At 64.3% G+C, this 17,458-nt stretch carries 19 protein-coding genes; 8 read left to right on the top strand and 11 right to left on the bottom strand.

All coding sequences use genetic code 11. The annotated features are described in order from the left end of the window. Positions 1-20 precede the first annotated feature (20 nt). Positions 21-767 carry a Hint domain-containing protein gene (locus BKY27_RS08660; protein ID WP_146636214.1) on the top strand — a complete coding sequence of 249 codons (747 nt, stop codon included), beginning with the start codon at positions 21-23 and terminating at the stop codon, positions 765-767. On the opposite strand, the gene BKY27_RS08655 is transcribed toward BKY27_RS08660, so the two are convergent. The 8 genes from BKY27_RS08655 to BKY27_RS08620 all read right to left on the bottom strand — a co-directional run bounded on the left by BKY27_RS08655 (position 728) and on the right by BKY27_RS08620 (position 8,576). Beyond that, positions 728-2,935, bottom strand: coding sequence for a 3-hydroxyacyl-CoA dehydrogenase NAD-binding domain-containing protein (locus BKY27_RS08655; RefSeq protein ID WP_071674067.1), 2,208 nt, complete (start codon positions 2,933-2,935; stop codon positions 728-730). The two genes, BKY27_RS08660 and BKY27_RS08655, sit on opposite strands and share 40 nt — an antisense overlap. Further along, positions 2,932-3,405 carry a cupin domain-containing protein gene (locus BKY27_RS08650; RefSeq protein ID WP_071674066.1) on the bottom strand — a complete coding sequence of 158 codons (474 nt, stop codon included), beginning with the start codon at positions 3,403-3,405 and terminating at the stop codon, positions 2,932-2,934. Before BKY27_RS08650 ends, BKY27_RS08655 begins: the two co-directional genes overlap by 4 nt. Further along, positions 3,405-4,616, bottom strand: a complete 1,212-nt coding sequence (locus tag BKY27_RS08645; RefSeq protein WP_071674065.1) for an acetyl-CoA C-acetyltransferase — start codon at positions 4,614-4,616, stop codon at positions 3,405-3,407. Before BKY27_RS08645 ends, BKY27_RS08650 begins: the two co-directional genes overlap by 1 nt. 16 nt (positions 4,617-4,632) lie before the next feature. Further along, positions 4,633-5,268 (bottom strand): glutathione S-transferase family protein, encoded by a 636-nt coding sequence (locus tag BKY27_RS08640; protein ID WP_071674064.1) that lies wholly within the window; start codon positions 5,266-5,268, stop codon positions 4,633-4,635. 309 nt (positions 5,269-5,577) lie between these two features. Continuing rightward, a complete protein-coding gene (locus BKY27_RS08635) occupies positions 5,578-5,790 on the bottom strand; it encodes a hypothetical protein (protein WP_071674063.1) in 213 nt (70 codons plus the stop codon). A 9-nt stretch (positions 5,791-5,799) separates the two neighbouring features. Beyond that, on the bottom strand, positions 5,800-7,572 hold the full coding sequence (locus BKY27_RS08630; protein ID WP_071674062.1) for an acyl-CoA dehydrogenase C-terminal domain-containing protein: 1,773 nt from the start codon (positions 7,570-7,572) through the stop codon (positions 5,800-5,802). A gap of 32 nt (positions 7,573-7,604) precedes the next feature. Next, a complete protein-coding gene (locus BKY27_RS08625; protein WP_199559090.1) occupies positions 7,605-8,003 on the bottom strand; it encodes a MerR family transcriptional regulator in 399 nt (132 codons plus the stop codon). 186 nt (positions 8,004-8,189) lie between these two features. Beyond that, the gene (locus tag BKY27_RS08620) at positions 8,190-8,576 is read right to left on the bottom strand and encodes a MerR family transcriptional regulator (RefSeq protein WP_071674061.1); all 387 of its coding nucleotides are present in this window, start codon (positions 8,574-8,576) and stop codon (positions 8,190-8,192) included. Positions 8,577-8,702: 126 nt separating this feature from the next. Here BKY27_RS08620 and BKY27_RS08615 point away from each other — a divergent pair, with 126 nt between their 5' ends. The 3 genes from BKY27_RS08615 to BKY27_RS08605 are packed head-to-tail and all read left to right on the top strand — an operon-like array spanning position 8,703 to position 10,985. Beyond that, complete coding sequence (locus BKY27_RS08615; protein WP_071674060.1) at positions 8,703-9,149, top strand: PaaI family thioesterase; 447 nt, start codon at positions 8,703-8,705, stop codon at positions 9,147-9,149. Beyond that, the gene (locus BKY27_RS08610; RefSeq protein ID WP_071674059.1) at positions 9,146-9,667 is read left to right on the top strand and encodes a PaaI family thioesterase; all 522 of its coding nucleotides are present in this window, start codon (positions 9,146-9,148) and stop codon (positions 9,665-9,667) included. The genes BKY27_RS08615 and BKY27_RS08610 overlap by 4 nt, the downstream gene beginning before the upstream one ends. Then, a complete protein-coding gene (locus tag BKY27_RS08605; protein WP_071674058.1) occupies positions 9,660-10,985 on the top strand; it encodes an MATE family efflux transporter in 1,326 nt (441 codons plus the stop codon). The genes BKY27_RS08610 and BKY27_RS08605 overlap by 8 nt, the downstream gene beginning before the upstream one ends. A gap of 30 nt (positions 10,986-11,015) precedes the next feature. On the opposite strand, the gene BKY27_RS08600 is transcribed toward BKY27_RS08605, so the two are convergent. Both BKY27_RS08600 and BKY27_RS08595 read right to left on the bottom strand, forming a co-directional pair. Then, a complete protein-coding gene (locus BKY27_RS08600) occupies positions 11,016-12,068 on the bottom strand; it encodes a quinone-dependent dihydroorotate dehydrogenase (protein ID WP_071674057.1) in 1,053 nt (350 codons plus the stop codon). Between the two features lie 3 nt (positions 12,069-12,071). After that, on the bottom strand, positions 12,072-12,410 hold the full coding sequence (locus BKY27_RS08595) for a DUF952 domain-containing protein (protein ID WP_071674056.1): 339 nt from the start codon (positions 12,408-12,410) through the stop codon (positions 12,072-12,074). Positions 12,411-12,531: 121 nt separating this feature from the next. Between BKY27_RS08595 and BKY27_RS08590 the strand changes: the two genes are divergently transcribed. The 4 genes from BKY27_RS08590 to yddG all read left to right on the top strand — a co-directional run bounded on the left by BKY27_RS08590 (position 12,532) and on the right by yddG (position 16,184). After that, on the top strand, positions 12,532-14,130 hold the full coding sequence (locus BKY27_RS08590) for a bifunctional metallophosphatase/5'-nucleotidase (RefSeq protein ID WP_071674055.1): 1,599 nt from the start codon (positions 12,532-12,534) through the stop codon (positions 14,128-14,130). Between the two features lie 225 nt (positions 14,131-14,355). After that, positions 14,356-14,511, top strand: a complete 156-nt coding sequence (locus tag BKY27_RS20235) for a hypothetical protein (protein WP_199559089.1) — start codon at positions 14,356-14,358, stop codon at positions 14,509-14,511. Between the two features lie 42 nt (positions 14,512-14,553). After that, positions 14,554-15,213, top strand: coding sequence for an SOS response-associated peptidase (locus tag BKY27_RS08585; protein ID WP_071674054.1), 660 nt, complete (start codon positions 14,554-14,556; stop codon positions 15,211-15,213). Positions 15,214-15,275: 62 nt separating this feature from the next. Next, positions 15,276-16,184 (top strand): aromatic amino acid exporter YddG, encoded by a 909-nt coding sequence (yddG, locus tag BKY27_RS08580; protein ID WP_071674053.1) that lies wholly within the window; start codon positions 15,276-15,278, stop codon positions 16,182-16,184. On the opposite strand, the gene galE is transcribed toward yddG, so the two are convergent. Beyond that, positions 16,160-17,146 carry a UDP-glucose 4-epimerase GalE gene (galE, locus tag BKY27_RS08575; RefSeq protein WP_071674052.1) on the bottom strand — a complete coding sequence of 329 codons (987 nt, stop codon included), beginning with the start codon at positions 17,144-17,146 and terminating at the stop codon, positions 16,160-16,162. The genes yddG and galE overlap by 25 nt on opposite strands. Positions 17,147-17,458 lie beyond the last annotated feature (312 nt).

The raw sequence follows: 17,458 nt of genomic DNA, 5'->3' as shown, positions 1-17,458 counted from the left end.
GGACCAACGTGGACTCGAGCGTGACAAAGCAGTTCTTGCACCAGGATATCGTCACCCCGATCGGGGCGGGGGCCGTGGCCATGAGTGGCCTTGGCGGCGCGTCCTTGCCGCTTGGCTTGCAGGGACATACGCAGGTGCGCACCCCTTATGGTGACGTGCCCGCCAGCGACCTGACCGCCGGGGCCTTGGTGGAGACGTTCGAAGACGGGGTGAAGGAAATCCGCGCCGTCATCCAGCGCCGGGCGTGGACCAACCGCGCCGAGCGGTGCCTGGAGCATTGGCCGTTTGAAATTCCGCCCGGTGTTCTGGGCAATCTCGACGTGTTGCACCTGATGCAGCATCAGGCGGTGATCTTCGAATGCGATCTGGTCGAGAAGATGACCGGCGATCCGTTCGTCTTGCTGCCGGTCAAGGCCCTGGACGGCTATCGCGGGATCAAGCCGGTGGAACCGGCGGCAGAGTCCCTGGTCTATGAACTGGCCTTCGACCAGCCCCAGGCGATTTGCACCGGCAGCGGCACCTATGTTCTGGCGCATGATGCGCTGAGCCTGGAAGTGGCCTGCGGGCGCCGCAGCATCGTGGACAATTGCAAGGCGCTAAGCTGGGAAAAGGCGCGCAGGCTGATGATTCATCTTGAGACCATCGACCGGGCGGATCGTGCTTGCGCGGCCCCGACCGGGCGTAAGGGCGGGGCGCCGACCGTTGTTGCCAGCGCCCCCAAGCGGCCTCAGGCCGCGGTCTTGGCTTCCGGGCCGAAGCGGCCGTAGAAGCTCTGGGTCTTGGTGGCCATTTCGCGCAGCAGGTCGGGGCAGGTGAAGCGTGCGCCGAACTCTTCGGTCAACTGGTCGCAGCGCTCGGCGGCGTAGGGCGTGCCGAGCATGTCGAGCCAGCTAAAGGGACCACCCGACCAAGGCGCGAAGCCCCAGCCGAGGATCGCGCCGACATCGCCTTCGCGGATGTCTTCCAGCACGCCCTCTTCCAGTGCGCGGACCGCTTCCAGCACCTGCGCGAAGAGCAGGCGGTGTTGGACTGTGGTCAGGTCGGGCTGGTCGTCTGCCACGGCGTAGCGTTCGCCCAGACCGTGCCACAGGCCCTGACGCTTGCCCTTGTCGTCATAGGCGTAGAAGCCGGAATTGGACTTGCGGCCCAAGCGGCCCTCATCCGCCATCCAGAACAGCACCTCGTCCACAGCCTCGTCGGGGTAGGCGTCGCCCATGGCGGCCTTGGTGGCCTTGGCAATCTTGACGCCGAGGTCGATCGAGGTTTCATCCACCAGTTGCAGCGGGCCAAGCGGCATTCCGACCAGTTTCGCCGCGTTCTCGATCAGCGCCGGGGCCACGCCCTCCTTCACCATGCGAATGCCTTCGTTGATGTAGGGGATGATGCAGCGGTTGGCGTAAAAGAAGCGGGCGTCGTTGACAACGATGGGCGTCTTGCGGATCTGGCGCACATAGTCCAGCGCCTTGGCCACGGCGCGGCTGCCGGTCTGTTTGCCCTTGATGATTTCAACCAGCATCATCTTGTCGACAGGGCTGAAGAAGTGGATGCCGATGAACTGCTCGGGCCGCTTGCTGGCGTGGGCCAGATCGGTGATCGGCAGGGTCGAGGTGTTGGTGGCGAAGATCGCGTCGTCGCCGACCACGGCCTCGGCCTTGGCGGTCACGTCGGCCTTGACGGCTGGGTCTTCGAACACCGCTTCGACGATCAGGTCGCACCCGGCGAGTGCGGCGTAGTCGGTGGTCGCGGTGATGCGGGCCAGCACCTGCTCTTTCTTGTCGGGCGTCACCTTCTTGCGGGAAATGCCCTTGTCGAGGATTGCTTCGGAATAGGATTTGCCCTTGTCGGCGGCCTCCTGCCTGGCGTCGATCAGCACCACCTCGATCCCGGCATTGGCCGAGACATAGGCGATGCCCGCGCCCATCATGCCCGCGCCGAGCACGCCGACCTTTTTCACGGTCTCATCGGCCACGTCGGGACGGTTGGCCCCTTTTTCCAGCGCTTCCTTGTTGACGAAAAGGCTGCGGATCATGGCCGAGGACGAGGGGTTCATCAGCACGTTGGTGAACCAGCGCGCCTCGATCTTGAGCGCGGTGTCAAAGGGCACCAGCGCGCCTTCGTAGACGGCCGAGAGCAGCGCCTTGGCCGCCGGGTAGACGCCCTTGGTCTTGCCATGCACCATGGCGCTGGCGCCGACGAAGGTCATGAAGCCCGCCGGGTGATAGGGGGCACCGCCGGGCATCTTGTAGCCCTTTTGGTCCCACGGTTTGACGATATCGGCGTCCTTGGCGTTCAGAACCCAGTCTTTCGCGGCAGACAGCAGCCCGTCCGCCGGGACGACCTCATCCACGATGCCCGCGGCCTTGGCTTTTTTCGGGTCGCTCAGCTTGCCTTCCAGCAGGAAGGGGCTGGCCGCCATCGCGCCCATCTTGCGCGTCAGGCGGGTGGTGCCGCCCGCGCCGGGGAAGATGCCGACCATGATTTCCGGCAGGCCGATCTTGGCCTTGGGGTTGTCAGCCACGAAGATGCGGTGGCACGACAGCGGAATTTCCAGCCCGATCCCCAGCCCGGTGCCGGGCATGGCGCAGGCAATCGGCTTGCCGCCTTTGTTGGTCTTGGGGTCCATGCCCGCACGCTCGATCTTTCGCAGCACCTCGTGCATGTGCATGATGCCCTCAAAGAGGCCCATGGCGGGGTTGTCGCCCGCCATGTCCTTCATCCGGGAGATGATGTTGAGGTCCATTCCCCCCGCAAAGCTGCCCTCCTTGCCGGAGGTGATGACGATGCCCTTCACGGCGTCGTCCGCCAGCGCGCTGTCGATGCAGGCGTCAAGCTCCTCCAGCGCGTCGAGGTTGAGCACGTTCATGCTCTTGCCTTGGGTATCCCAAGTGATGATGGCGACGCCGTCGGCGTCCGTGGTCATGGTGAAATCGGTCATGTGTCGTCTCCCTTGAGCGGGCTTCCGTCTTTGCGGGTGAAGGTGAAACCGGTCGTATCGACGCTGATCTTCAGGTCGAGATCGCTGTAATACGCGGTTTCCGTTTCTGTGCGGGTGCCGATGACGAGGAAGCGGGCCTCGTCATCCGTGTTGTTCACGAAGCAGTGGCCATTGGCGTCCCCTGCCTTGAAGGTGGCGCAGTCGCCCACGGCCATGGGCGTTTCGCCCAAGTCATCGACCAGCGTGCAGGTGCCCTGCGTGACCATCACGAATTCGTCCTGTTCCACATGCCAGTGGCGCAGGCTGGATTTCGCGCCGGGGGCGAGGATGACGATATTCGCGCCGAATTGCGTCAGCCCGCCTGCGTCGCCCACGCGAAGCGAGGACCGCCCCGCCACCTGTGCGTCATATGGCGCGGGATAGATGGAGCCGGTGCGGGGCGCGAGCTTGGACAAGTCGATCTTGGGCATCAGACGCGCTCGATGATCGTGGCGGCGCCCATGCCCGAGCCGATGCAGAGCGTGGCAAGACCGGTTTCCTTGTCAGAGCGTTCAAGCTCATCCAGCAGCGTGCCAAGGATCATCGCGCCGGTCGCGCCAAGCGGGTGGCCCATGGCGATGGAGCCGCCATTGACGTTGACCACGGAGGGATCGACGTTGAAGGCCTGCATGAAGCGCATGACGACGGCGGCGAAGGCCTCGTTCACCTCGAACAGGTCGATGTCCGAGATGCTCATGCCGGTTTCGGACAGGATCTTTTGCGTCACCGGAACGGGGCCGGTCAGCATGATGGTGGGATCGGTGCCGATCTTGGCGGTGGCCCGGATGCGGGCGCGGGGTTTCAGGCCCATGGCCTCGCCGAATTCCTTGTTGCCGACCAGAATGGCCGCCGCGCCATCGACGATGCCCGAAGAGTTGCCCGCGTGGTGGATGTGGTTGATCCGTTCCAGATGCGGGTATTTCATCAGCGCCACGGCATCGAAGCCGGGCATGGCCTCGCCCATTTCCTTGAAGCTGGGTTTGAGCCCGCCAAGCGACTGCATGTCGGTGCCCGGCCGCATGTATTCGTCATGGCCAAGGATCGGCAGGCCGTTCTGATCGACGATCGGCACGATGGATTTGGCAAAGCGCTTGTCGTCCCACGCGGCCTTGGCGCGTTTCTGGGACTCGACGGCCAGCGCGTCGGCCTCATCCCGGGAAAACCCGTATTCGGTGGCGATGATGTCGGCGGAAATGCCCTGCGGAACGAAGTAATTGTCCATGGCAATCGAGGGATCGACGGCAATCGCGCCGCCATCCATGCCCATGGGGGTACGCGACATGCTTTCCACGCCACCGGCGATATAGGCATTGCCCGCGCCACCGCGCACCTGGTTGGCGGCGAGGTTCACGGCCTCAAGGCCCGAGGCACAAAAGCGGTTGATGGCGAGGCCCGGGATCGATTCATCCAGCTCCGAGGCCAGCACGGCGGTGCGCGCCAGGCAAGCACCCTGTTCGGCCACTTGCGTGACGTTGCCCCAGATCACATCCTCGACGGCGTGACCCTCAAGGTTATTGCGGTCCTTCAGCGCGTTCAGGGCAATCGCGGACAGCCGCGCGGCGCTGACTTCGTGAAGGCTGCCGTCCTTGCGGCCCTTGCCGCGCGGGGTGCGGATGGCGTCGTAGATATAAGCGTCGGTCATGATCGTCCTCTTCGCTTCAGGCGCGGTCAGCGGGGCTGCCGGGCATCAGGTCGTAGGGGTGTTGCCACCCCGGTGTTTGGGAAAGGCGGGTCAGCCAGGCGTCGATATGGGGCCAGTCGGCCCGGTCGAAGCCGAAGGGCTCGGGGTAATAGAGATAGCCGCAACAGGAGAGATCGGCATTGGTGATTCCGTCGCCCACGATCCAGTCACGCCCCGCAAGATGGGCGTTCAGCGTCGCATAAGCGGATTTCAGGCGGCCCTGCATGAAGGCGATGACATTCGGGTCACGGTGTTTCTCGGGCAGGAAGTTCATCAGGAAGCGGGTCATCCCCGCCTGCGAAGACAGTTTATGGTTGTCCCACAGCACCCAGCGAAGCACTTCGTACTTGTCCGTCGCGCTGCCGCCGAATTTGCCTGTCTTGTCGGCGATATAGGCTTGTATGGCGCCGGATTGGGTCAGGGTCACGTCCCCGTCCACCATCACCGGCGCCTCGCCCATTTCGTTGACAGTGGCGCGGTAGTCTGGCGTGCGTGTTTCGCCGCCGAAGAAATCGACAAAGACCGGCTCCCAGTCCAGCCCCGAAAGCTGCAGCGCCAGCGCGGCCTTGTAGGCATTTCCGCTTTCGCCGAAACAGTAGAGCTTGATCGTCATATGGCATCCTCCTTGGCCAATGTCGCGCAGGCGGGGGATTTCACACCCCCCGCACCCCCCGTGGAGTATTTCAACCAAGAAGAAGGCTCATAACGGATTGTTAAGGTTAACCGCCTAGCTTCCGATGTGCGGTACAGGCTGGAGAGCCGATGACCGCCCAAGGAGAAGGCACTCTGCGTATCCGATCCTCTGCGTGCAGGGCCGGTTCGGCCTCCGATGCGGGGCTGTGCGGACTGGCAGAGTGTCACTCTCCTTCTTCTTGGTTCAAATACTCAAAACACTCCTCCGCGTTCCGCCTGCGCCAGGCGTTTACCGTTTTCGCCCTTCCAGTTCGGAATTGAACAGGCGGATGCGGTGGGTGAAATTGTCGTCATCCACCACGCTTTTCCAGTTCTCGAACAGGAAGGACAGGAATTCGCCCTCGTCGAGCCCCGCCTCGCGGGCCAGTCCCCGCAGCTTGCGGTAGCCGTCTTCGGACATCGCAAGCGTGGGGCGGCGGGTGAGGCGGAGTCGTTTGGGCATCTGGTCCTCTCAGAACTGCTCGGCGGCGATCCCCATGACCGAGTCCGCGCCGGACTGGATGCGGGCAAGATGCATCGCCGTCGCCGGCAGTTGGCGGGTCATGTAGTAGCGCGCCGTGGTGAGCTTGGTCTTGTGGAAATCGGGATCCTCGGTGCCATCCGCAAGGGCCGCGAGCGAGGCCTTGGCCATCCGGGCCCACATCAGCGCCAGGCAGACATGGCCCATCAAGTGCATGAAATCCGTCGATCCCGCGAGGGCGGCGTTGGGGTTTTTCATGCCTTCCTGCATGAAGAACATGCCGGCGGCCTGAAGATCCTTGGACGCCTGTTTGAGCGGGCCGACATAGGGGGACATGTCGTCGCCCTCGTTTTCCTTGCAGAAGGTCTTGACCATCTCGAAGAAGGCCATGACGTGCTTGCCGCCGTCTTGCGCCAGTTTGCGACCGACGAGGTCCAGCGCCTGCACGCCATTCGCGCCTTCGTAGATCATCGCGATGCGGGCATCGCGGACGAACTGCGACATGCCCCATTCCTCGATATAGCCGTGGCCGCCATAGACCTGCTGCGCCTGTACCGCCATGTCAAAGCCCTGATCCGTCAGGAAGCCCTTGAGGACCGGCGTCATCAGCGAAATCAGCCCGTCGGCGTCGGCATCGCCGTTGCGATGGGCCTGGTCGATCAGCAGCGCGCCCCAGAGCAGGAAGGCGCGCGCGCCCTCGGTAAAGCTTTTCTGGTCCATCAGGCTGCGGCGGATGTCGGGGTGGACGATCAGCGGATCGGCGGGGCCATCGGGGTTTTCGGTTCCGGTTACGGCACGGCCCTGGAGCCGGTCCTTGGCATAGGCCAGCGCGTTCTGGTAGGCGGCATCGGCCTGCGCCAGACCCTGCATCCCGACGCCGAGTCGGGCCTCGTTCATCATGGTGAACATGGCGCGCATGCCCTTGTGCTCGGTGCCGAGCAGCCAGCCCTTGGCGCCGTCGTAATTCATGACGCAGGTGGCGTTGCCGTGAATACCCATCTTCTCTTCGATCTTGCCGCAGGCAAGGGAGTTGCGCGCGCCAAGGCTGCCATCCTCGTTGACAAGGAATTTCGGCACGATGAACAGGGACACGCCCTTGATGCCCTCGGGGCCGCCGGGGATCTTGGCCAGCACGAGGTGCACGATGTTGTCGGCCAGATCATGTTCGCCCGCCGAGATGAAGATCTTTTCCCCGGTGATGGCATAGCTGCCGTCGTCCTGCGGGTCTGCCTTGGTGCGCATCAGGCCCAGGTCGGTGCCGCAATGCGCCTCGGTCAGGTTCATGGTGCCGGTCCATTCGCAGCTGACCATCTTGGGCAGGTAGGTCGCCTTTTGCGCGTCCGAGCCATGCGCAAGGATCGCCGAGGCGGCGCCGTGGGTCAGGCCCTGATACATCGCGAAGGCCTGGTTGGAGGCGGCGAACATTTCCAGCGTGGCGGTGCCCATCACGAAGGGCATGTTCTGGCCGCCGAATTCTTCGGGCATGTCCAGCCCCGGCCAGCCACCGTCGCGGACCTGGTCGAAGGCGTCCTTGAACCCCTTGGGCGTGCGCACGACCCCGTTTTCCAGAACGCAGCCCTCGATGTCGCCCACGGTGTTGAGCGGGGCGAGCACTTCGGCGTTCAGCTTGCCGCATTCTTCCAGAATGGCGGCAGTGAAGTCGCGCTCCAACTCGTCATAGCCGGGGATCGGCTGGTCGGTCACCTTCAGCACGTCGTGCAGGATGAATTGCATATCTTTGGTAGGGGCGGTGTAGCTCGGCATCTGGTCCTCCCGAAGAGCAGAATGGCGTGTGTCTAGGCGGATTGCTGGCCGCTTGCGATGTCGGTCAGCATATCCTCGACCATGCCCATCTGAGATTTCATCTCGTCTATGGCATCGTCCAGTTCAGCGCGCCGGCGTTCGAGGTCGTCCAGCCGGGCGCGCGCAACTTCGAGCGTGCGGCTAAGCTGTGTTTCCTGCTGATCGCCAACGTAATACAGTTCAAGGAGCTGCCGGATTTCTTCGAGCGAGAAGCCGAAGCGCTTGCCGCGCAGGATCAGTTTCAGACGGGCCCGGTCGCGGCGTGTGAACAGCCGCTTCTGGCCCTCGCGCATCGGAAAGAGCAGTTCCTTGGCTTCGTAGAATCGCAGAGTCCGCGGTGTGACATCGAAGGCGTCGCACATTTCGCGGATGGTCATGGTTTCGGGGTCCATGAGATCACCTGTTGTCATAAAAGTCATGCTTGGTCCCGATTTGCGATTCACGGGACCACTCTACAAGATACGTTTACGTTAACGTAAAAGGAACGTCGCGTCACCTGAAAAATTGACCAAGCGTCAGCGGCATCTCGCCGGGGTCAGAGGCTGGCGAAACGGGGCCGCGCGGCCATGCGGGCCGGATCAGGTGGGGCTGTCCTGCTCTGCCGACGCGTCCCAGACATCGCGCAGGCGTTCAAGCTCGTCGATGATTTCATCCAGTTCCACCCGGCGCGATTTCAGCTCGTCCAGTTGCTTGTCGGCCATCTGCATCCAGACCTTGCGTTGCAGGCGCTGGGTGGGGTCGGCGTCGTAGAGTTCCAGCCACTGGCGCAGTTCTTCCAGTTTGAACCCGAACCGGCGCCCCCGCATGATCAGCGTCATGCGGGCGATTTCGCGGGCACCATAGAACCGCTGGCGCCCGTCACGTTCGGGCATGAGCAGTTCGATATATTCATAATGGCGCAGGGTTCGGGGCGTGACCTCGAATTTCGCGCACATCTCCTTGAACGTGATCCTGTCGTCTTGCATTTGCTGCTGGTGTCCCTTGGTCCCCGTCTGCCGCAACGGGATTTTGCAACAGGCTTGCGGGGAATGCAAAACCGTGTTCCCACTTGGGGCCTGTTGAGACCGGAAAAATGATCGGAGGCGCGGCGGATGAGTCTGGAAGCCGGGGAAAAGGCCCGTATTGCCAAGCAGTTCATCGAGGCCATTCCGTTTTCCAAGGCGCTTGGCATGTCGCTGGACGATATCGGCGACGGCTATGCCGTTATCTCGATGCCATGGTCGGAAGAGTTGGTGGGCGACCCCAGCACGGGGGTGATTCACGGTGGCGCGGTTTCGGCGCTGATGGATACCTGCGGCGGCGCGGCGGTGATGAGCCATCCGGGCGCCCCGGCGGGCACCGCCACCATCGACCTGCGCATCGATTATATGCGACCCGCAACGCCGGGCCAGCGGATCGTGGCACGGGCGGAATGCTACAACATCACCCGCTCGGTCGGCTTCGTGCGCGCCAGCGCCTTTGACGAGGACGAGGGCCGCCCCGTCGCCACCGCCAGCGGTGCCTTTACCGTGGAACGCCCCAAGGAGGCCAAGGCATGAGCCGCACCCGCCCCGAACCCGTTCAGGTGGTCAAGGAACGGCGCGACCGGGCGCTGGACCTGCTGGTGGGGGGCGTGCCGTATGCCCGGTTTCTGGGGGTCACTTTCGACCGGCGCGGGGACGAATTGACGGCGCTGCTGCACTACGACGAAAAGCTGATCGGAAACCCGTTCCTGCCCGCGATTCATGGTGGGGTGATCGCGTCCTTTCTGGAAATGACGGCCATCATCGGCCTGAGCTGGCAGATCCTGTGGGACGAGATCGAGACCGGGACGATTGCTGCCGAAAACCTGACGCCGGAAACCTTGCCCCGCCTGCCCAAGACAATCGACTTCACCGTGGATTACCTGCGCTCGGGCCTGCCGCGCGATGCCTATGCGCGGGCACGGGTCAACCGCTCGGGGCGGCGCTATGCCAGCGTCCATGTCGAGGCATGGCAGGACAACCGCGAAAAGCTGTTTGCGCAGGCCACCGGACATTTCCTGATGCCGCGACGCGATGTGGCCACCAATGGCTGAAACGCCGGCGGCCCCGGTCGCGCTGACGCATCGGCGCGTGCTGTGGATCGCGCTGCCCATTCTGTTGTCCAATATCACCGTGCCGCTTCTGGGCGCGGTCGATACCGCCGTGGTGGGGCAGATGGGGTTGGCCGCGCCGCTTGGGGCGGTGGCCGTCGGGGCCTCGGTGCTGTCGATGGTCTATTGGATCTTCGGCTTTCTGCGGATGGGCACCACCGGGTTGACGGCACAGGCGATGGGGGCGGGCAATCGGGCCGAGGTTGCGGCGCTGCTGACACGGGTGCTGATGATCGGGCTGGCCGCCGGGGCCATTCTGATCGCGCTGCAAACGGTGATATTCGGGGTCGCGTTTCGCATCGCCCCCGCCTCGGACGAGGTCGAGGGGCTGGCGCGCGGCTACATGGCCATTCGCATCTGGTCGGCACCCGCCGCCATCGCGATCTTCGGCATCAATGGCTGGCTGATCGCGCGCGAACGCACCGCGTCCCTGCTGGCGCTTCAGGTCTGGATGAACGGGCTGAACATCCTGCTCGACCTGATCTTCGTGCTCCGGCTCGACTGGGGCGTTGCCGGGGTGGCCACGGCGACGGTCTGTGCGGAATGGTCGGGGCTGGCCTTTGGCCTGTGGCTTTGTCGTGGCGCGTTCCGGGTGCCGGACTGGCGCGATTGGGCGCGGGTGTTCGACCGTGAAAAGCTGCTGCGCATGGCCTCGGTCAATACCGACATCATGATCCGCTCGGTCCTGCTGACGACCGGCTTCACCACCTTCATGCTGTTGGGGTCGGGGCTGGGGGATGTGACGCTGGCGTCGAACCAGATCCTGATGCAGTTCCTTCAGATCAGCGCCTTTGCCCTCGACGGGTTCGCCTTGGCGGCGGAAACGCTGGTGGGCCAAGCCATCGGCGCCCGGTCGCGGGGCGGGCTGCGGCAGGGGGCGGTCATGGCCAGTTGGTGGGCCGCTGGCATTGCCCTTGCGCTGTCGGCGGCCTTTGCGCTGGCGGGCGGGCGGATCATAGACCTGATGACCACGGCCGAGGGCGTGCGGGAGACGGCGCGCGCGTTCCTGCCATGGGCGGTGGCAGCGCCGCTGTTTGGCGCGCCGTCCTTCATGCTGGATGGCGTTTTCATCGGCGCGACCCGGACACGGGACATGCGCAACATGATGGCCCTTGCCTTCGCGGGCTATGTCGCGGCGCTGGCGCTGTTCCTGCCTGCCTTCGGCAATCACGGGCTATGGGCGGCGCTGATGGTGTTCTTCACCCTGCGCGCGATCACGCTGGCTGTCCGCTATCCAGCGCTGGAGCGGGCGACGGGGTAGCACGCTCTTTGGTCGACAGGGCGCTGCGGATCAAAGCCAGTCGCCGCGCCCGGTGCCGACGGCCTCGGCCACGCTGGCAAAGCCGTCGCGGGCCAGCAGGGCGTCCATCCCGCGCGCGATGTCGCCCGCCAGCGACAGCCCGCCATAGACCAGCGCCGTGTAAAGCTGCACCGCCGACGCACCTGCACGGATCTTGGCGTAGGCTTGTTCCGCCGAACCGACGCCGCCCACACCGATCAGCGGCACATGCCCCTCGGTCAATTGGGACAGTTGCGCCAGAACACGCGTGCTCATCTCGAAGAGCGGCGCGCCGGACAGGCCGCCCATTTCGTCCCGTTGAGCGCTGCGCAGCCCCTCGCGGGATTTCGTGGTGTTGGTGGCGATGATGCCAGAAATGCCAGAGGAAAGTGCCACTTCGGCAATGTCGTCGATCTCGGCGCGGTCAAGGTCGGGCGCGATTTTCAGGAAGACCGGGATCGCGCGCGGCAGACCTGCCCGCGCGGCCATCACGCCCGCCAACAGTGCCTCCAACGCCGCCTTGCCCTGCAGGTCGCGCAGGTTCTCGGTGTTGGGCGACGAGACGTTGACGGTTGCGAAATCCACATGCGGGCCGCAGCAGGTCAGGACACGGGCGAAATCCGCCGCGCGGTCCTCGCTGTCCTTGTTGGCACCGAGGTTGAGGCCGACGATGGCCCCGGCGGGGCGCTTGGCCAACCGCGCGGCAATCGCCTGCATCCCGTCATTGTTGAAGCCGAAGCGGTTGATCGCCGCGCGGTCCTCGGTCAGGCGAAAGAGGCGCGGCTTGGGGTTGCCGGGTTGCGGGCGGGGGGTGGCGGCGCCGACCTCGACGAACCCGAAACCCGCGCGGGCCAGCGGGGCCAGCGCGGTCGCGTTCTTGTCGAACCCGGCGGCAAGGCCCACCGGGTTGGGCAGGTCGAGACCGGCCAGCGTGGTGCGCAGCCGGTCCGAGGTGATCTGCCCCGGCAGCGGCGCAAGCCCGGCGGTCAGCGCCTTCAGCGCCAGCCCATGGGCGGTTTCCGGGTCGATCCGGCGCATCACCGCAAGGCCCATCCGTTCCAGCATCGCTCAGTCCTCCAGGTCAGGGAACCGGTGGCGGCCATCGACCAGCGGCAGCGGTTTGAACCAAAGCACATCGGACAGCCGGAGTGGCGCATAGAGATGCGGGAAGAGCGCGCCGCCGCGCGAGACCTCCCATTTCAGCGCAGGTCCAAGCGTGTCTGCGTCCAGCGCCAGCAGCACCAGCCCCTCGGCGCCCGCGAAATGCTTGGCCGCGGTTTCCACCGCCTGATCGGCGGTCGAAAAATGCACGAACCCGTCGGCCAGATCTATGGGCGCGCCGTGCGTCTGGCCTTGGTCCTGCAACTGTGCCCATTCTTCGGGCCGGAATATCTTGAATATCAGCATGGGCGTGGAGTGGCCCGCCCGCGACCCGGCGTCAAGTGTCACATGGCAGTCACCGAAACGCTTTACTTGCGCGGATGGCCCCGCCAATCTGGCGGGATAAACACCAACAGGGAGTTTTCACATGTTTGCGCGAATCCTGTGTTCGACGGCAATTCTTGCCGGTCTTGGATCGGCCGCTGCCGCCGACACGACCTTCCACATCCTGCATTTCAACGACTTTCACAGCCGTATCCAGCCGATCAACCGCTACGACAGCACCTGTCCGGCAGAAGATGACGCGGCGGGCGAATGCTTTGGCGGCATCGCGCGGATCCAGACGGCGATCCAGCAGATGGAAGCCGAATATGGCCCTGACAACGTTGCCGTGATGGTCGCGGGCGATATCTTCCAGGGCTCGCAGATGTACACGACATTCCACGGCGACGTGGAAGCCGAGATGATGCAGGCCATCGGCCTCGACGTCATGGCGCTTGGCAATCACGAATTCGACGATGGTCCCGAGAATCTCGGGCGGGTTCTGGAGCAGGTCGATTTCCCGGTGATTTCGGGCAATCTCGACCTCTCCATGTCCGACGCCCTGCGCGACCGCGTGAGCGATAGTGTCGTGCTGGATATCGCGGGTATCCAGGTCGGCGTGGTTTCGGCCCTGACGACCGACACGATGGAAATTTCATCGCCCGGTCCGAACGTGCTTTTCCAGAACGAAATCGAGGCTCTGCAACAGGACGTGGATGACCTGACTGCGCAGGGTGTCGACGTGATCATCGCGTTGACCCATGTGGGAGAGGGCGAGGACGAAATGATCGCCTCGCAGGTCACCGGGATCGACGCCGTGGTCGGCGGCCATTCGAACACCTACTTCTCGGCCAGCGACGAAGATCGCGATTATGCCTATCCGCTGATGGTGTCGAACCCCGAGGGCACCATGGTGCCGGTGGTCTCTGCCTATGCCTATGGCAAGTATCTGGGCCATCTGGAACTGACCGTGGATGATGCGGGCAACCTGATCTACGCGGGCGGGGATACGATCCTGCTGGATGCATCCTTCCAACCCGATGCCACCCTGACCGCGCGTGTGGAAGAACTGGCGGCACCGATCGAGGAAGCCATGTCGGTGGTGGTGTCGTCCTCGACCGCATCGATTGACGGCAATCGCGATAGCTGCCGTGCCCGCGAATGCGAAATGGGTGTGCTGGTGACAACCGCAATGCTCGACCGCACCCGCGCCCAGGGCATGGATGTGGCCATCACGAATGGCGGCGGTCTGCGCGCCTCGATCGACGCGGGCGACATTACGATGGGGGAAGTCCTGACCGTGCTGCCCTTCCAGAACACCTTGTCCACCTTCCAGCTGACTGGCGCGGGCGTGATTGAAGCGCTGGAAAACGGTGTGAGCCAGGTCGAGGAAGGTGCGGGCCGCTTCCCGCAGGTTGCCGGTATGCGCTACACGTGGGATCCCGAAGCCGAGCCGGGCAGCCGTATCGTTTCGGTCGAGATCGAGACCGCCGATGGCTTCGTTCCGATTGACCCCGAGGTCACCTACGGTGTGGTGAGCAACAACTTCATGCGCGCAGGCGGTGATGGCTACTCGGTCTTCGCCAATGATGGCATGAACGCCTATGACTACGGTCCGGGGTTGGAGCAGGTGGTTGCCGATTACCTGACCGAGAATGGCCCCTACGAGCCGCATCTCGAAGGCCGGGTCATGCAGGCGCAGTGAACCGCGTTTCCATTTGATCGGAAGGGCCGGGCGTGAAAGCGTCCGGCCCTTTCCTTTGGTGATCCGGCGGCCCCGATGTGGCCGTTTCCCCGGTGGGGCATCCCCGATGCTGCCATGCAGCAATTGCAGGGCGGGCTTATCGCTTCGGCAATTGTGAATTTTGTTGGCGCTAACATATTGGGGTCAGAAACAACGTATCCCTCAGACGAAGGAAAGGGGACTGACATGACCAACCGACTGATCGCAGAAGCCCGTAAATACGCCGCCTACCGCCGCACCCTGCGCGAGCTTGGCGCGCTGCCGCTCGACACCCGGCTCGATCTCGACATCGATTCCGGCAACATGCGCCGGATCGCGCAGCGCGCCGTTTACGGGGCCTGATCGCGCTTTTCCCGCACGCCGGGGCCGGGTAGGCTTGGCCCCATGTGCGGACGCATGACCATGACCCATCCGGCCGAGGCCATGGCGCGGCTCTTCGGGGCCGCCCCGGCCAATGACCTGCCGGTGACCCCCCGGTTCAATATCTGCCCGACGCAAGACGTTGGCGTGGTGACGTTCGATGACGCGACGCGCCATTACCGGACCATGCGATGGGGCTTTGTGCCCAAGTGGTACAAGAGCCCCACGGATGGCCCGCTGCTCATCAACGCCCGGGCCGAGACCATCGCCGAAAAACCCTCTTTCCGAGAGGCCTGCCGCACCCGGCGCTGCCTGATCCCGGCGACGGGGTTCTACGAATGGACCAAGGACGCGGCGGGCAACCGCCTGCCGTGGTACATCCACCCCGCCGATGACAGCCCGCTGGTTCTGGCCGGGATCTGGCAAGACTGGAGGCAGGGCGAGGATCGGCTGACCACCTTCGCCATCGTCACCTGTCCTGCCGGGGCGGGGCTGTCCCATATCCACCACCGCGAACCCGTCAGCCTTGCGCCCGAGGACTGGGGAAAGTGGCTGGGCGAGGACGGCAAGGGCGCGGCCCTGTTGATGACCGCCGCGCCCAAGGCCCGGTTCAAGGCGTTCCGAGTCGACCCGCAGGTCAATTCCAACCGCGCCCAAGGCCAGCAGTTGATCGCGCCGATCTGAGCGTGCTTGCCCGCACGGGGCGGCCTTGCTAGGGCAGGGCAGGCAATCGCAAGGGGCAGCCCATGTCACGCAATATGGCCACCGCCGTGGGCTTTGTCGCCGTCCTTCTCTGGGCGCTTCTTGCCTATTTCACGGCGGCCAGCGGACAGGTGCCGCCGTTTCAACTGACCGCCATGAGCTTCGGCATCGGCGGATTGTCGGGTATTCTGACATGGATCGTTCGCCCGCAAGGCCCGCGCGCGCTGCGTCAGCCGCTGAAGGTCTGGGCGCTCGGGGTGGGCGGTCTGTTCGGCTATCACCTGCTGTATTTCACCGCGCTGCGTAACGCGCCCACCGTGGATGCCAGCCTGATCGCCTTTCTCTGGCCGCTGCTGATCGTGCTGTTTTCTGCACTGGCACCGGGCGAAAGGTTGCGGTTGCATCACGTCGCGGGCGCGGTGATGGGCTTTGCGGGGGCGGCGCTGATCGTGACGCGCGGGCAGGGGTTGACGCTCAACCCAGACTACGCGTTTGGCTACAGTCTCGCGCTGCTCGCCGCGCTGTTCTGGTCGTCCTATTCGGTTCTGTCCCGCCGCTTTGCAGAGGTGCCGACGGATGTCGTCACGGGCTTTTGCCTCGTGACCGCCCTGCTGGCAACGGGCGCGCATCTGATGCTTGAAGACACCGTCTGGCCCGCCACCACCGGCGAATGGCTGGCGGTTATCGGCCTTGGGGTTGGTCCCGTTGGGCTGGCATTTTTCGTCTGGGATATCGGCGTAAAGCGGGGCGACATACAGGTGCTTGGCGCGGCGAGCTATTCTGCGCCGCTCCTGTCCACCCTGCTGTTGATCGCGCTTGGGGAAAGCCCGGCCACCTGGGCCGTGGCGGGGGCCTGCCTGCTGATCACCCTTGGGGCCACGGTGGCGGCCAAGGACATGCTGTTTCGTCGCCGCGCCCGGGCCGCGGTTCAGCGGGTAAAGCCCGGCCCCTGATGCCAGCGCCACGCATCGGCGATCATCTCGGACAAGGTGGATCGTTTCGGACTCCAGCCCAGATCCTCCGCCGCGCGGGCGCTGCCCGAGACCAGCTTGGTGCAATCGCCGGGGCGACGCGCGCCCTCGGTCATTGGCACCTCGCGGTTGGTTACAGAGCGGCTCGCCTCGACCACCTCGCGCACCGAAAAGCCCGATCCTGTGCCAAGGTTGAAGACCTGACCGCCCTTGCCTTGGCGCAGCCATGTCAGCCCCAGAACATGCGCATCGACAAGGTCCATGACGTGCACGTAATCGCGGATGCAGGTGCCGTCCGGCGTGGCGTAGTCGGTGCCGTAGATCGTCAGGGCAGGGCGCTTGCCGTCAATCGCGTCCAGCATCAGCGGGATCAGGTGCGTTTCGGGCTGGTGGAACTCGCCCACCTCGGCCTCGGGGTCGGCCCCCGCCACGTTGAAATAGCGAAAGATCACCGCCTCCAGATCGTGCCGGGCCGAGAAATCGCGCAATATCCCCTCGATGGCCAGCTTGGACCCGCCATAGGCGTTGATCGGCTCCTGCGGGGTATCCTCGGTCAGCGTCACCTCGTCCTTGTCGCCATAGGTGGCGCAGGTCGATGAAAACACGAAATGGCGGCAGTCCGCTGCAACCGTTGCTTCGATCAGGTTGAGCGCGCCCATGACGTTTTCGCGCCAGTAACGTCCGGGGTCTTGCATCGACTCGCCCACTTGGGACAGTGCCGCGAAATGCATGACGGCGGCGGGTTTGTGCTTGGCAAAAACCTCGTCCAGCCGCGCACGATCCAGCAGGTCGCCCTGTTCGAACGGTCCGAACTTCACGGCATCCTGCCAGCCGGTCGACAGGTTGTCATAGGTCACGGGCGTGAACCCCGCCGCTTTCAACGCCTTGCAGGCATGTGCCCCGATATAGCCCGCGCCGCCGGTGACAAGGATGGTGTCGGTCATGACGTATGCGTCCCGTTTGAAATATGCGGTCTGGATAGCAGGTCAGGCTTGCGATTCCATCCCTTTCCTGCCCGCGCCCCGGGACGAATTGTCGACTTTCGCACCTTGGCAGAGGGGGGCAGCCGCTGCCCCAGGAAACCGGCACCTTGCCCGTGATTTGGGCGCACCGGGGACCATCAGCGTCGGTGGGGCATGTTCAGGCCTGCCGTGCGTTCCTTTGCTGCCCAATTCATCACCACCTCGCCCATCTTTCAGCGCCTTTCGGCGTTTCGATAGCGGCCAGGTCGGGCCGTCCCGTGCCAATCGCGCCGC

Source organism: Nioella nitratireducens (genome assembly GCF_001879715.1).
GTDB lineage: Bacteria > Pseudomonadota > Alphaproteobacteria > Rhodobacterales > Rhodobacteraceae > Nioella > Nioella nitratireducens.
This window is presented reverse-complemented; position numbering and strand designations above follow the sequence as displayed.